Here is a 13,733-nt window from a genome sequence, read left to right as displayed (position 1 = left end):
CCACTCACCGACCTTAGACACTTGGACGGATGTTCGGCGGACACTACCGCGGTGTGCTCGGACGCAACCGAGTACCTCACCGTGAACCGCTAGACCGGCCGCCAGGGCTACTGCCCGTAGGTGTATCGCAGGTTGGCGTTGATCAGGATGCCGATGCGTTGGCACAGATGACGCAGTTGTCGATCATCCGGTGCGGGCTGTCCGGTGAGCAATGTCCACCGCAGATTTGTACCACTGCGGCCGCCGCTCAGGTCGAAGACGACCTGAGCGTCCGGTCGTTTGGTCCACAACGATGACCAGACCACACGCGTGGGTCGATCGGACTCGAGGACGGTGGGCGCCATCTCGTCGTCGAGCAGGTGAAGCCAGGGACGTGACGGCTGCCGGTCAGGGCGGACGAGGTCATCGAAGACCACGTGCGGCGGCGCCGGCCGGTTCTTCTCCGTCGACGCAACGGCTTTCACACGACGAGACTCTTAACGCTTCGCGGTACGACGCAACTGCAATACGCAACATCGGCTGTGCGGGATTGTCAGTGAACTCGACGAGGGGTGGCTACAAGCTGCGAACCCTGGGTTACCCCGAGCGGCTGAACATTGCCCTCGACGGTGGCCGTGCGGCAGTCGACGACGAGTAGATTGTGTATGTGCTGCTCGCAGAGGCTGGGTTATCGGAATGCGCCAGAGATGCTGCGTGCAGCGCGGATTTCAACCGACCGTTCTACATCGCTTTCGCGGCGTTGGTGCTTTTCTCGGTGTGGGTCACGCTGTCGGGGTTTGCGACGGTCGACGTCATCAGTAACCGCCTCGGCTTTCTGCGCAGCCTGGCATGGATCGGGGTCGTGTGGATCGTTCCGATCGTCGGCGCCGCGGTGTGGCGACTGAGCAGGTGGCGGTGGCTGATCAGTCATTGGAACCCGCGCCCGGATGCCGCCTGACACAATGCGCGTGCGCGGGCCAGGCAGCACGACGCAGTCTTTTCCCCGCGAACTGGCCGCCTGCCGAGGGTTCATGTGACTTCGTTTGCTGCTACTTGAACGGGTTGAGTGTACGACCGAGGTAGTAGCCGACACGTCCGGGAATAGGGCGCATCGCTGCCGCTGACACCTTGTTGACAAGGCCGGGGATGCAGACGGGTTTTCCTGCGTTGACAGCGGCCCAGCCCTCGCGGACAACGTCTTCGGGTTCCTGCCACATGAACCCCGGCAACCGATCCGCGGCGTCGCGCGTGCCCATGACGTCATGGAATTCGCTGTGCGTGAAGCCCGGGCACAGTGCTGTCACATGAATGCCGTGCGGTCTGAGTTCCATATCCAGCGATTGAGACATGTTCAGCACATAGCTTTTGATTCCGGTGTAGAGCAAGCCCTCCCCTGGAGGCGATACCGCGGCGAGAGACGACAGGTTCACGATCCGTCCCCAGCGCCGTGCCTTCATATCCGGTAGCACGCGATGGGTCAGCTCGGTCACCGCAGTGACCATGAGCTGGAGTTCGGCGGCGACCGATTCCCACGGCGTCTCGGAGAACTTGGTACTCGAGGACATGCCTGCGTTGTTGACCAGCACGTCGATCGGCATCCCCATGTCGTCCGCGCGATCGACGATCGCCGCGGCGGGTGATTTCGGGTCACTCAGGTCGGCCGCAATGACCTCCGCGAGAACCCCGTGTTGCTGACGTAGTTCGCTCGCGAGCTTGTCGAGCCGTTCAGCGCGTCGCGCCACCAGGATCAGGTCGTGGCCCTCGGCGGCGAGATGTCGAGCGAACGCGGATCCGATCCCGGCGGAGGCCCCCGTGACGAGAGCTGTTCGACGGACAGTGTTCGGGGTCATCGCGGGTCACCGACATGGCCGTCGAGGAAGTCGATCTGGCGGCTGACGATGGACTCGAAATACGGGTCGAGATAGGGCTCGAAATGACCACAATCGTAGGTGTGCACCTCCCCGTTCGGTATGCGGCGTGCAACCGCCTGGGCCTTGCCGATCGGCGTGACGTCGTCCTTCGCCGCGAGTTGCACCAGCACCGGAGCCTCGATGGCCGATGCGTGCCGTCCGGGAGAGTAGAACGGCACACGCAACGCGATACGCGCGGCGACGTCGTTCTCGGCGAGCAGTTCCTCACGCATGTCCCCCATCCGTTCGACTTGCTCGTAAGCACCGGGCGAGGTCATCATCGCGATCTCCCCGGGTCGCCCGATCGCGGCCATCCGGTAGGGCGCCCGTCCTGTCCATGCTCGGAACTGATCACGCACTCCGCCAGCGATCAGGCGTGCCACCAGAGCCGGAGACCGGGAGAACGCGGATGCGGGGCCGCTCACATGCGGAACCTGGACGATCGCGGCGGCCACATGGTGGTCGCGAGCGGCCAGTCTCAGAACGTGGCCGCCGCCGAACGACGACCCCCAGGCCACCACGCGACGCGTATCGATACCCTCCAGACCTCGGACGTAGGCGAGTGCGGCATCCCAGTCAGCGTGCTGTTTTCTGATGTCGAGAATGCGACGAGGTGAGCCCTCGCTCGCACCCCAATGGCGGTAGTCGAAGACAAGGGCGGCGTACCCCGCCTGGGCAAATCGCGCGGCGTAGGCGTCGAGCCTCAGTTCACGAAATGCGGCGAACCCGTGAGCGAGGACGACGATGGGCGGGTTCACGACACCCTCCGGCCGGTAGAGCCAGGCTGCGCACCGGACTTCGCCGGACGTGAACGTGACATCGGATCGGACGTAGGTGAACTGACGCGTCATGGATGGGCCTCCACCAGGTATCTTGAATGGTGTTCAACAAGCTAACAGCTTCTTGAATGGCGTTCAAGACCGCATTGGTGTGGAGGTGATGTTTCAGTGGCGCGGAACAAGAGGCCGCAAGCCGCCGACGAGAAGCGCCAGGAGATCGTCGCGGCCGCCCGGCGACTGTTCATCGACAGCGGTTACGAGGCGACCTCGATGAGCAGACTGGCCAAGGAAGCCGGGGTCGCACCCAACACGATCTACTGGTACTTCGCCGACAAAGACGACGTGCTCGTTGCCGTCGTATCCGCCGTCATGGCCGATGCCTGGCCCCAGTATCAAGCGATTGCCGACCAGCCGATCGCCGCTCGGGTGCTGTGGATCGTGCGGCGGTTGACCGAGATGAGCGGCCTGGTGACCACGGTGCACGCTCGCGTGCCGCATTCACCAGTAGTGGCGGAGTGGCACAACAACTTTCACCTCCTCACGGCGACTTTGTTCCGTGCCGAACTGGAGACACTGGGCGTCCCTCCGGAGACCGTCGACGCCGAGGTGACGATTGCCGTGTTCACCGTCGAGGGACTGTTGACGCACGGGCAGGACGAGGACGAACAGCGCACCATATGCGAGACACTGGCCGCTCGATGGCCGTCGGCCACGAGCTGACCCACTCTTCGCTGTGAACACAAGGTCAGAGCGAGCCCGGGCCCACGGCGCTGATCCGCACTTCACTCGCCTTGACCACCAGGTAGACCGCGAGTCCGGTGACGAGCCCGAGGTCGGCGACCGCCGCCCAGGTGACCTCGGCCGCGACGAGTTGCTTCCCCACCTCGGCGGTCACCACGGCGTGGTCACCCCGGGGCGCGATGTCACGGACGCCGGCGGCCAGCGTGGTACGCGGACTACCGTGGGGTGCTTCGAGGTAGACGGCGACGGCCCGTGGCGAGAACGTGGCAGCGGCGCCCGCACCCGGTTGTGGCCCGTCGTCACCGGCGCTGCCGACGACCCGATTGCCTGACGGGTCGACGACGGCGTCGTCCTCGTCCAGGATGCCCACGAACAGGTTGAGCCCGGACAACGACGCCGCGAAACGACTTGTGGGACGTGTCAGAACATCGCGCGCGGAGCCGGATTCGACGACGCGGCCGCCCTCCAGGACCATGATGTCGTCGCACAGCCCGAGAGCGTCCACCGGGTCGTGGGTGACCATGATCGTCGTGCGGTCCCGGTCGGCGAGAAGAGTACGCAGCAGTGCTCGCAACCGGCTCGCGACGTCGACGTCGAGTGCACGGAAAGGCTCGTCCAACAGCAGTATTCGCGGTTGCGCGGCGAGGGCCCGAGCGATCGCGACGCGTTGTGCCTGCCCACCGGAGAGCTGGTGCGGCTTGCGGTCGGCGAGGTCGGCGACCTCGGTTGCCGACAGCCAGCGTTCCACTCGTTCCCGGATCTCCGACCTCGCCAGACGCTGCGCCGCAGGCGCGAACCCCACGTTGTCGGCGACCGTCAGATGCGGGAAAAGGCGAGCATCCTGCGACAGCAGTGCGATTCCACGCCGGCTCGGCGGCACGAACGTCGTGGTGTCGCTGAACACCCTGTCGCCAAGAGCTATCCGGCACCGGTCATCTCGACGCAACAGGCCGGCGACAACGCGCAACATCGTCGATTTGCCCGCCCCGTTGGGCCCGACGACCGCGGTGGTCGTGCCGGCGGCGAAACGGTGCTCGACGCGCAACGCGGGCACCGTGAGGTCGATGGACACCTCCAGATCCACTCCGGTCACAAGCCACCCCCAAGACGCGACCGGCGGCTGTGCACTCCCACGACGACGACCAACGACACGGCGACGAGGATGAGCGACAACGGGATCGCGGCCTGTGGGTCGTCGATGGCCGACACATAGATGGCCAGCGGCGCGGTCTGGGTCACCCCGGGCGCATTTCCGGCGAACGTGATGGTCGCACCGAACTCCCCCAGCGCCCGCGCGAAAGCGAGTACCAGGCCCGCGACGAGAGACGGCAGGACCAACGGGAGGGTGACCCGCCACAGGGTCCGGGTCGGACCGGCACCCAGGGTCGCGGCGACCTCCTCGTATCGCGTCCCGACGACGCGCACCGCGCCCTCGACGCTGATCACGAGGAACGGCAGCGCCACGAAGGTCTGTGCGAGCACGACAGCCGCTGTCGTGAACGCGATGTCGAGGCCGGCCGCGTGCAGGCGCTCGCCGACGATCCCGAGCCGGCCGAAGGTGTACAGCAATGCGAGACCGCCGACCACGGGCGGTAACACCAAGGGCAGCAACACCAGTGCGCGGAGCACTCGAATGACCGGACCGTCGTGTCGCGCGAAGATCAGCGCCATCGGCACCCCGACGATCAGGCAGATGACGGTGCTGGCACCGGCGGTGATCAGCGACAATCGCAGTGCGTCGAGCGACGAGGGTGACGAGATCTGCTCGACGAAGGTGGCCCACGGCGAACGGAGTAGGAGCGCCAGCGGAGGGAGGACGATCAGTCCGACACCGATCAGTGCCAGGCCGTACGTCCACCCGGGCAACCCCGCGGGGTCGCGTCGTGAGCGGATGAACGAACTGATGGTCAAGGCGCTCCGAAGCCGGCCTCGCGCAGGATGCGTTGACCATCCGCGCCGCGGACGAGGTCGACGAATTGGTTGGCGAGGTCGGCATTCCGGGCCCCGGTGAGGGTCGCGATCGGATAGGAGTTCACGACGGCCGCGAAGGCCGGGTCGGTCACGGTGGCCACCTTGTCACCGACCCCTCGGGCGTCGGTCACATAGACCACACCCGCGTCCGCCTGGCCGGTCGTCACCTTGGTCAACACCGCGCTCACCGACTGTTCCTCGGAGGCGGCGTCGACGGTGACACCGGTGTTGCGCTCGACGGTCTCGGTCGCGGCACCGCACGGCTGAGCCGACTGGCAGATGACCGCCGTCACGTCGGGCTTGTTCAGGTCGGCGAACGACGCGATGCCACCGGGATTGCCCGGCGCCGTGACGATCACGAGTGTGTTCGTGGCGAAGACCGCCGGGCCGACGGCGAGATCGCCGAGTTTGTCCATGTTCTTCTCGTCGGCACTCGCGAACACGTCGGCCGGCGCGCCCTGCTCGATCTGGTTGGCCAGCGTGGACGAACCGTCGAACGAGATGCGCACCGTGACCCCGTCGTGCTGTTGCTCGAACTCGTCGGCGATCGCGGTGAACGTCTTCTTCAGCGAGGCCGCCGCCGACACGTCGAGGGTCGTCGTGGCGGTGGATTCGGTGGAGTCGGTGTCCGTTCCGCCGGACGACGAGCACCCCGCCACGAGCAGCAGTCCGGTCGTCGCGACCGCGACGGCAAGCCTTCTCATCTGTTCTCCCGGTTGGTCTCGACGATCACGGTCGTCGCCTTGACGACGGCCGTGGCCACGACGCCGGGCCGCAGATCGAGTTCGCGAACGGCGTCCGCACTCATCAGCGACGTCACTTCGAACGGTCCGCACTGCAGGGTCACCTGGGCCATCACCACATCCGTGCGGACGTCGGTGACGAGCCCGGTGAACCGATTGCGAGCCGAGCGTCCGACCGATGCCCCGTCGTCCGGTGCCACCGCGCGCTCGCGGGCGAGGGCGGCGAGCCGCGCCCCGTCGACGGTGGCGACGGGTCCGTCGTCGGAGGCCTCCAGGACGCCGGTCGCGACCCAGCGCCGGACGGTGTCGTCACTGACGCCCAGCAGCGCGGCGGCGTCCCTGATTCGAATTGCGGTCACTGCGACACCGTACCCGCATCAGCGGCAATAGACGCGCTGTATCTCCGCGTACGAGCAAACCGACGACCTTGACCTCAACCGAGCTTGAGGTTCTACGCTCGAATTCGATCCGGCCGTCGGATTCCTGGTGCCGATACCGATGAGTTCGGTGCGGGAGGACGGTCTGACCTCTCGACGATGACCACCACACCCCGAAGGTGCCCTGAATTGTTCCCCGACGTCACCCGGACGCCACGAAATTCGGTCGCGGCTGTCACACCCCATAGATACCGTGGAGAATCATGAGCTCAGTCACAGTTCCCGCCACCGCGCCGGGAGAAGTCGCGACGTCCGACGTCGCCATCGAAGCCATCGACCTGGTGAAACGCTTCGGCGATTTCACGGCGGTCGACGGCGTGAGTTTCACCGTGCCGCGAGGCTCCGTGCTCGGCCTGCTCGGCCCCAATGGCGCGGGCAAGACCACCACCGTCCGCATGATGACCACCCTCTCACCACCCACGAGCGGCACGGCGCGCATCGCCGGCTACGACGTCCGCGAGCAACCCGGGATGGTCCGGCAGAACATGGGCCTGACCGGACAGGCCGCCACGGTCGACGAGATCCTGACGGGTCGCGAGAACCTGCGCATGATCGGCGGGCTCTACGGCATCGGACGCAAGACCCTCGCGCGACGATCCGACGAGCTCCTCGAGCAGTTCTCGCTCGCCGACGCCGGTGACAAACAGGTCAAGTCGTACTCCGGCGGCATGCGTCGTCGGCTCGACCTCGCGGTCAGTCTGCTGGCCACGCCGCCGGTGCTCTTCCTCGACGAGCCGACAACCGGCCTCGACCCGCGCAGCCGCTCCGAACTCTGGGAGGTCCTGCGCGAACTCGTCGCCGACGGCACCACGTTGCTGCTCACGACGCAGTATCTCGAGGAAGCAGATCAGCTCGCCGACGACATCGTCGTCATCGACAAGGGCACGATCATCGCGCACGGCACGTCACTGCAACTCAAGGAGCAGGCGGGCTCGGCCAGCCTGGTGCTGACCGTTTCGCACGCCGACGATCTACCCGCCGCGGAGGCCCTGCTGCGCAAGAACGGTGCGGAGGTGTTCGTCGACGTGGCGGCCCGCCGGCTCACGACCGCCGCCGCCGGCCTGGGCGACCTGCCGCGTGTTGCGGCCTGGTTCGACGAGAGCGGCATCGCCGTCGACGACTTCGGGCTCTCCCGTCCGAGCCTCGACGACGTCTTCCTCTCGCTCACCGGCCACCGTGCGGAGGAGTCCAGCAACGCCGAGGACACCGACAACACCACCGACGAGGAGCGTTCCTGATGACGACCACGGCACACACCCACGCGGTGGTCGCGGACAAGCCGCGGATCCACCCGACCACGATCTGGCAACAGGCCTGGATCATGGTCAAGCGCAACATGATCCACACCAAGCGGATGCCGGAGATGCTCTCCGATGTCACCATCCAGCCGATCATGTTCGTGCTGCTGTTCGCCTACGTGTTCGGCGCGTCGATCCAGACCGACTCGGCGTCGTACAAAGAGTTCCTGCTCCCGGGCATCATGGGCCAGACGATCGTGTTCACCGCGTTCATCGTGTCCACCGGTATCACCGCCGACCTGGAGAAGGGCATCATCGACCGGTTCCGATCGCTGCCCATCCAACGGTCGTCGGTGCTGATCGGACGCAGTATCGCGAGCCTGCTGCACAGCTCGATCGGCATCGTCGTCATGGCTGTGACCGGCTTGGCCATCGGCTGGCGGATCCGCGGCTCGTTCGGTGAGGCGGTCCTCGCGTTCGCGCTGCTCCTGCTGTTCGGCTTCGCGATGATCTGGTTCGGCATCCTCATCGGATCGTGGCTGCGGACCGTCGAGGCCGTCAACGGCTTCATGTTCTCGGTCCTGTTCCCGATCACGTTCCTGTCGAACGCGTTCGTCCCGACCGAACCGATGCCCACCTGGCTGCGGACGATCGCCGAATGGAATCCGATGTCGTCACTGGTCCAGTCGTTGCGTGTGCTGTGGGGCAACGGCCCGGCCTTCGGTTCGGACGCGGCGCTCCCCATGCAGTATCCGGTTGTGGCCACCCTGATCTGGACGGTTGCGCTGACGCTGATCTTCGGTCCGTTCGCGCTGCGCGCCTACAACAAACGAACCTCGGACTGACCCACCACCCGACCGGGGTTCGTCGACGCGACCCGCTCAGGCAGTCAACGTGATTGCCTGCAGCGGGTCGCTGTATATCGCGTCGAGCGATACCGCGCCGGCGGCCTGCTGCTGCACGGTCGCCCCCGAATGGGAGACGCGCACATCGCGTTTGGACACTATCGAGGTCTCCCGCACGGCACGAGCCACCGTGGGCAGTCCGGCCGCGTAGTCGGTGAAGGCCTGACCGCCCAGGATGATGTGGTCCGGGTTGAAGATGTCGGCGATGAGCCCGACTGTCCGTCCGAGCACCTCCGCGCGCTCTTCGAGCAGACGACGCGCCGTCACGTCACCGTTGCGCGCCAGAGCATGCACGTCCTCGACGTCGACCACCGAGAGACCAAGCGCCCGAGCTGCTTCCACGACACCGGTGTCGCTGACCGCGGGTTCCAGACGACCGGTCCGATTCGGATCGAGCAGAGTTGTCGAGCCTGTCGGGAAGTGCCCGATCACCGGCGGACCGGCGGTCGGGGTGTGCACGGTCCCGCCGACGCTGAAGGCGATGCCGAGCATCTCGCGCGCGTAGAAGTAGAGGAAGCTCGACTGCTGATCGTCGGGATTGAGTACGAGTTCGGCGGCGGCCATCGCCTCCACGTGGGACGCCACCGACACGGGCAGTCCGACGGCCTCGGCGATTGTCCGGCCGACCTGGGCACCCTCCCAGCCGAGCCGGGGGTGGTCGACGACACCGCCGTCGGCCACGCGTCCACCGAGCGCGACGCCCACCCACAGCACCCGCCGGCCCGTCCAGCGCTCGGCGAAACGCCGGGCGCTGACGCCGATGGCGGTGAGCGCTTCTTCCGGCGAGTCGGCGTGCGGGGTCGGGATCTGGATGGCACCGACGACGCGGTGCAGCAGGTCGTGGGTCGTGATCGCGGTGACCTTGTAGCCGATGTGGATGCCCAGCGTGAGGAACTCGGAGATGTTGACCTCGAAGGGCAACCGCGGCCGTCCGATGGCGCCCGACGGCGCGAGGTCGGCCCGTTCACGGATCAGGCCCGCCTTCAGCAGCGCGCTCACCTGACGATTGACCGTGGAGATGCTGAGCCCGGTGCGCTCGGCCGCGTCGTCGCGGAACAGCGGGCTGGACAGTCGGGCGGCCCGGAGGACGAGTGCCGCGGGTTTGGTCGACAACTCCAGGCGCGGCGTTGCGACGTGCACCCGCTGGTCCCCCTTCACTGGTCCGCGTCGGTCGGCGACCGGACCCGGGGTCCGAGTCGGCGGTACGGAAGTCAACGGTACGGGCTGGCGGGTGCCCAGAGGAGCGCGACGCACCGCGCGGGTGACCGGCTGACGCCGGACAGGAGAGGCGGGGGCGGTGCGCAGGGTGCGGGTGGAGAGTTCGGGCAGTGTGGCGGTCATGATCGTCCTCGTCGAAAGACCCCGCGGGTCGCGGGGCGGAAGCCGGAAGCTGGTGCTCTGAGAAGAGACTCGAGAAACGACGCCCCGGGGAGGAGATTGACTCGGCGGGGGTCGGTCAGCGCATTCGACGGCAACAACAGAGAACGCGTGCAAGCGGCAGACGACAACCCAGCGCGGTGGTCACATAGGTGACCTCCGTGAGGCTGTGGTCGGCACTTGTCATGCGGATCAAGCTAGCAACGCGACCCCGCACCGGCAAGCCCGTCCGGCCCTCGCTCATGGGCGTCGACGACCGGTCGCACACGCGTCCACCGGCGAGAATAGGCCCGTGGCGCGGCACGGACAGGGGTTGCACTCACCCTGATTCGAACCCGTTCGGCGTCCGGTGGTCCGACCTGCGGACCGAGGAGAAGCGGACCGTGGTCGGCTTGGCCACTCGGGTCGAGCCTGTCGGTGCACCCCGGTAGATTGTGAGCATGACCACAACCACTCCCGCGGCTGAGTCCGGCGCCGTGACCGACGCCGAGTTCCTCGAGGTCAGCGAGCCGTTCCGGCGCGAGATCATTGCGCACTGCTACCGGATGACCGGCTCCCATCACGACGCCGAGGACCTCGCCCAGGAGACCTTCCTCCGAGCATGGCGCGGCTACGCGAAGTTCGACCATCGGGCATCCGTGCGCACCTGGCTGCACAAGATCGCGACCAACACGTGCTTGACGGCTCTACAGAGTTCGCAGCGGCGGCCACTTCCCTCCGGCCTCGGCGGCGACGCCTTCGACCCCACGGACGACCTGTTGCAGAACCACGAGGTGCCCTGGCTCGAGCCGTACGCCGGCACCACCGACGAGATCGCGCCCGGCGACGACGCGGACCCCGCATACGTGGTCGGCGCCCGCGAATCGGTCCGACTCGCGTTCATCGCCGCACTGCAGCATCTGCCCGAGCGGCAACGGGCAGTCCTCATCCTGCGCGACGTGCTGCAGTGGCGCGCCGCCGAGGTCGCCGACACCATCGGTGTCACGACCGCCACCGTGAACAGCCTGCTGCAGCGGGCTCGTGAGCAGGTCAAGACCGCACGGCCGCAACAGGATTCGGCCGGAGACGGCGCCGCGGCGACACTCGACGACGATGCGAAGCGCGAACTCCTGGCACGCTATGTGTCGGCCTTCGAGCGCTACGACGTCGACGCCATGGTCGAACTGTTCACCGACAAAGCGATCTGGGAGATGCCGCCCTTCACCGGCTGGTACCAGGGCGCGGAGAACATCGGAACCCTCATCCGCCGCAATTGCCCGGCCGAGAAGGCCGGCGATCAGATCCTGTTGCCCACCACCGCCAACGGACAGCCCGCGTACGGGTTGTACATGCGCGAACCCGACGGCGTCCACCGTCCGTTCCAGCTCCAGGTGCTCGAGGTCGACGCCGCCACGCAGAAGGTCAGCCATGTCGTCGCCTTCTTCAGTGCCGACATGGAAGCCGACTTCGCGCGCTTCGGGCTCCCGGCGACTCCGTACGACGCACCGGCACGTTCCACGGCGAGCCCCTGGCACTGACCTCGGCCCGAGGGTCGTGCGGTCAGTCGACTACGGTCTGCGGGATCTGCGACGGGTCCATCCACACGACCTCCCAGGCATGACCATCCGGGTCACAGAAGCTACGGCAGTACATGAAGCCCAGATCTTCCGCCGCTCGGAGTGCACTGCCGCCGCACCCGAGCGCCGCATCGGCGAGCCGGTCTGCGTGTGCTCGACTGTCCGCGGAGATCGCCAACAACGACTCGCGACCGGCCGCCGGATCGGCGACGGTCCCCGCCGCGTACCCCGCGAATCGTCGTCGCTGCATGAGCACGACCATCGCCGAGTCGTTGATCATCATGCAGGCACTCCCCGCGTCGCAGAAGATCTCGTCGAAGTGAAACCCGAGCGTGCCGAAGAACCGGCGCGACCGCGCAACGTCCACGACGGGCAGGTTGACGAACAGCATCGGCGTCACAGGCGCACTCCAGACATGTCGGGGGGTCAGGGATACTGACCGGCCCGGCGCCTCGAACTCATCGAAGCCGACATAGGGTGCAGGAATGGGTGTGATCTATCTGGTTCGTCATGGTCAGGCGAACGCATTGGCCTACGGCATCGCCGACGCCACCGACGACCTCAGCAACGGACCCGGTGGTCTCACCACGACAGGGGCGACGCAGGCCGCCCTGTCCGGTGGATTCCTCGCCGGACAGATCGACGCCTTCACCGCAGCCGCCAGCGGCGACCTCCCGAGACAGCAACAGACGCTGAGCGGCGTGCTCGGAGCGTTCGACACCGACCGACCCCAGCCACATGTCGACCCCGGCTGGAACGAATATTCGCTGCCCGCGCTGGTCGGTGAGGCCACGCCGGAGATGTACCGCGACGGCCGCAGCTACCAGGAACAGCTCGACAAGGGGCTCGCGGCGTGGATCGCGGCCGGCGAGCATGACGCAGCGCCCGCTCTCGACGGCGGTCCCGCCGAGAGCTACCCCCAGTTCAAGGCCCGGGTCTCCGATGCCGCCGCGCGTGCCACCGAACTCGCCGGATCGGGTCAGACGGTGCTCGTGGTGTCCTCGGCAGGCACCATCACGCAGTGGATCGCCCAACTATGGGGTATCCCCGACGACACCTGGCCGGCGATGGCCCGCACGATGGTCAACGCCTCGATCAGCAAACTGATCGTCGGCCGCAGCGGCGTCTCGGTGGTGTCGTTCAACGAGCACGGTCACCTGTCGGACCGCGACGGCGGGATCGCGACGTTCCGCTGACCCAATGCTCCCCAAACCAAGTGAGTGACAGAGCCACTGATCCCTGAGGTGCGAGCGAAGCGCCCCCTCTGCTCCCTGAGGTACGAGGAGCGATAGCGACGAGCCTCGAAGGGCCCGGTAACGCAGGGCTAGACCCTCGAGTCGGTGAAACCTACGCCCGGTGCAGGTTCTCTCCGGGGCGGGTGATGACGACATTCGGGAGCACCGCGAACCGCGACAGTTGCGTGATCGAGTGGGCGATCACCGCGATGTCACCGGCCGTGATCATCTCCTCGGCGGGAATGCGATCCTTGAGCCAGTCGGTCATGTCGGTGTTGACGTAACCCGGTGCGATCGTCGTGGCGCTGACACCTCCGCGCGACTCTTCCAGGTTGAACGTCTCGCACAACGAGATGAGCGCCGCCTTGGTCGCGCCGTAGGCGGACAGTTCCGGCTCCGGATAGACGCCCGTGATCGACGCCACGGCAATGACTTTCGCACTCCCATGAGCCTGTGCGGTCGCACGCAGCGCAGGCAGCGCCGACTGCAGCAGCACGTAGGGCGCGCGGACGTTGACCTCGTAGAGGCGGTCGAACCGCTTGACCGGGAGGTCCGCGATCATGCCCTTCGACCCCATGCCGGCATTGATGATCAACGCGTCGAACCGCCCGAACGCCGTCGCGTGGGCTGCACCCAGTGCGCTGATCGACTCCGCGTCGGTCATGTCCGCGGGCACGACCTCGACCCGCCCGGCGCCGCGCTCGAGAAGCTCGGCAGCCTTCTTCTCCAACGCCTCTCGGCCACGGGCACTGATGGTGAGGTCCCAGCCGTCGGCGGCGAACCGGTCGGCGATGGCCGCACCGATCCCCCTCGACGCCCCGGTCACCAGCGCGGACCGGTTCGTGCTCGACTCGCTCATGCG

16 protein-coding genes are annotated in these 13,733 nt (G+C 66.9%); 6 read left to right on the top strand and 10 right to left on the bottom strand.

Translation table 11 applies throughout. From position 1 onward, the window contains the following. Window positions 1–107: 107 nt before the first annotated feature. Window positions 108–416 (bottom strand): hypothetical protein, encoded by a 309-nt coding sequence (locus AB4Z55_RS04670; protein ID WP_369520982.1) that lies wholly within the window; start codon window positions 414–416, stop codon window positions 108–110. 230 nt (window positions 417–646) lie between these two features. On the opposite strand from AB4Z55_RS04670, the gene AB4Z55_RS04665 reads away from it, so the two are divergent. Continuing rightward, entirely contained in the window at window positions 647–937 is a 291-nt protein-coding gene (locus AB4Z55_RS04665) for a hypothetical protein (protein ID WP_144066044.1), read from the top strand. 91 nt (window positions 938–1,028) lie between these two features. Here the strand turns inward: AB4Z55_RS04665 and AB4Z55_RS04660 are convergent, their stop codons facing one another. Beyond that, the gene (locus tag AB4Z55_RS04660; RefSeq protein WP_369519251.1) at window positions 1,029–1,829 is read right to left on the bottom strand and encodes an SDR family NAD(P)-dependent oxidoreductase; all 801 of its coding nucleotides are present in this window, start codon (window positions 1,827–1,829) and stop codon (window positions 1,029–1,031) included. Continuing rightward, complete coding sequence (locus tag AB4Z55_RS04655; RefSeq protein ID WP_369519250.1) at window positions 1,826–2,740, bottom strand: alpha/beta hydrolase; 915 nt, start codon at window positions 2,738–2,740, stop codon at window positions 1,826–1,828. Before AB4Z55_RS04655 ends, AB4Z55_RS04660 begins: the two co-directional genes overlap by 4 nt. A gap of 96 nt (window positions 2,741–2,836) precedes the next feature. On the opposite strand from AB4Z55_RS04655, the gene AB4Z55_RS04650 reads away from it, so the two are divergent. Next, window positions 2,837–3,388, top strand: a complete 552-nt coding sequence (locus AB4Z55_RS04650) for a TetR/AcrR family transcriptional regulator (RefSeq protein ID WP_369519249.1) — start codon at window positions 2,837–2,839, stop codon at window positions 3,386–3,388. Between the two features lie 25 nt (window positions 3,389–3,413). On the opposite strand, the gene AB4Z55_RS04645 is transcribed toward AB4Z55_RS04650, so the two are convergent. The 4 genes from AB4Z55_RS04645 to AB4Z55_RS04630 are packed head-to-tail and all read right to left on the bottom strand — an operon-like array spanning window position 3,414 to window position 6,482. Beyond that, on the bottom strand, window positions 3,414–4,502 hold the full coding sequence (locus AB4Z55_RS04645) for a sulfate/molybdate ABC transporter ATP-binding protein (protein WP_369519248.1): 1,089 nt from the start codon (window positions 4,500–4,502) through the stop codon (window positions 3,414–3,416). Beyond that, window positions 4,499–5,320, bottom strand: coding sequence for an ABC transporter permease (locus AB4Z55_RS04640; protein WP_004018973.1), 822 nt, complete (start codon window positions 5,318–5,320; stop codon window positions 4,499–4,501). Before AB4Z55_RS04640 ends, AB4Z55_RS04645 begins: the two co-directional genes overlap by 4 nt. Beyond that, window positions 5,317–6,084, bottom strand: a complete 768-nt coding sequence (modA, locus tag AB4Z55_RS04635) for a molybdate ABC transporter substrate-binding protein (protein ID WP_369519247.1) — start codon at window positions 6,082–6,084, stop codon at window positions 5,317–5,319. Before modA ends, AB4Z55_RS04640 begins: the two co-directional genes overlap by 4 nt. Beyond that, complete coding sequence (locus AB4Z55_RS04630; RefSeq protein ID WP_004018975.1) at window positions 6,081–6,482, bottom strand: molybdopterin-binding protein; 402 nt, start codon at window positions 6,480–6,482, stop codon at window positions 6,081–6,083. The genes modA and AB4Z55_RS04630 overlap by 4 nt, the downstream gene beginning before the upstream one ends. 281 nt (window positions 6,483–6,763) lie before the next feature. Here AB4Z55_RS04630 and AB4Z55_RS04625 point away from each other — a divergent pair, with 281 nt between their 5' ends. Both AB4Z55_RS04625 and AB4Z55_RS04620 read left to right on the top strand, forming a co-directional pair. Beyond that, window positions 6,764–7,798, top strand: coding sequence for an ATP-binding cassette domain-containing protein (locus tag AB4Z55_RS04625; protein WP_004018976.1), 1,035 nt, complete (start codon window positions 6,764–6,766; stop codon window positions 7,796–7,798). Continuing rightward, entirely contained in the window at window positions 7,798–8,643 is an 846-nt protein-coding gene (locus tag AB4Z55_RS04620) for an ABC transporter permease (protein ID WP_004018977.1), read from the top strand. The genes AB4Z55_RS04625 and AB4Z55_RS04620 overlap by 1 nt, the downstream gene beginning before the upstream one ends. A 36-nt stretch (window positions 8,644–8,679) precedes the next feature. Here AB4Z55_RS04620 and AB4Z55_RS04615 read toward each other — a convergent pair whose 3' ends face one another. Continuing rightward, a complete protein-coding gene (locus AB4Z55_RS04615) occupies window positions 8,680–9,843 on the bottom strand; it encodes an ROK family protein (RefSeq protein WP_369520981.1) in 1,164 nt (387 codons plus the stop codon). Window positions 9,844–10,520: 677 nt separating this feature from the next. On the opposite strand from AB4Z55_RS04615, the gene AB4Z55_RS04610 reads away from it, so the two are divergent. After that, window positions 10,521–11,597 (top strand): sigma-70 family RNA polymerase sigma factor, encoded by a 1,077-nt coding sequence (locus AB4Z55_RS04610; RefSeq protein ID WP_354561896.1) that lies wholly within the window; start codon window positions 10,521–10,523, stop codon window positions 11,595–11,597. Between the two features lie 22 nt (window positions 11,598–11,619). On the opposite strand, the gene AB4Z55_RS04605 is transcribed toward AB4Z55_RS04610, so the two are convergent. Then, entirely contained in the window at window positions 11,620–12,036 is a 417-nt protein-coding gene (locus AB4Z55_RS04605) for a VOC family protein (protein ID WP_369519246.1), read from the bottom strand. An 85-nt stretch (window positions 12,037–12,121) separates the two neighbouring features. Between AB4Z55_RS04605 and AB4Z55_RS04600 the strand changes: the two genes are divergently transcribed. After that, window positions 12,122–12,832, top strand: coding sequence for a histidine phosphatase family protein (locus AB4Z55_RS04600; RefSeq protein ID WP_369519245.1), 711 nt, complete (start codon window positions 12,122–12,124; stop codon window positions 12,830–12,832). A gap of 151 nt (window positions 12,833–12,983) precedes the next feature. Here the strand turns inward: AB4Z55_RS04600 and AB4Z55_RS04595 are convergent, their stop codons facing one another. Then, complete coding sequence (locus tag AB4Z55_RS04595) at window positions 12,984–13,730, bottom strand: SDR family NAD(P)-dependent oxidoreductase (protein ID WP_369519244.1); 747 nt, start codon at window positions 13,728–13,730, stop codon at window positions 12,984–12,986. Window positions 13,731–13,733: the final 3 nt, after the last annotated feature.

The organism is Gordonia sp. ABKF26, assembly GCF_041103195.1.
Lineage (GTDB): Bacteria > Actinomycetota > Actinomycetes > Mycobacteriales > Mycobacteriaceae > Gordonia > Gordonia terrae.
Note: the sequence above shows the minus strand (reverse complement) of the source record. Positions and strands in the feature narration are given on the sequence as shown.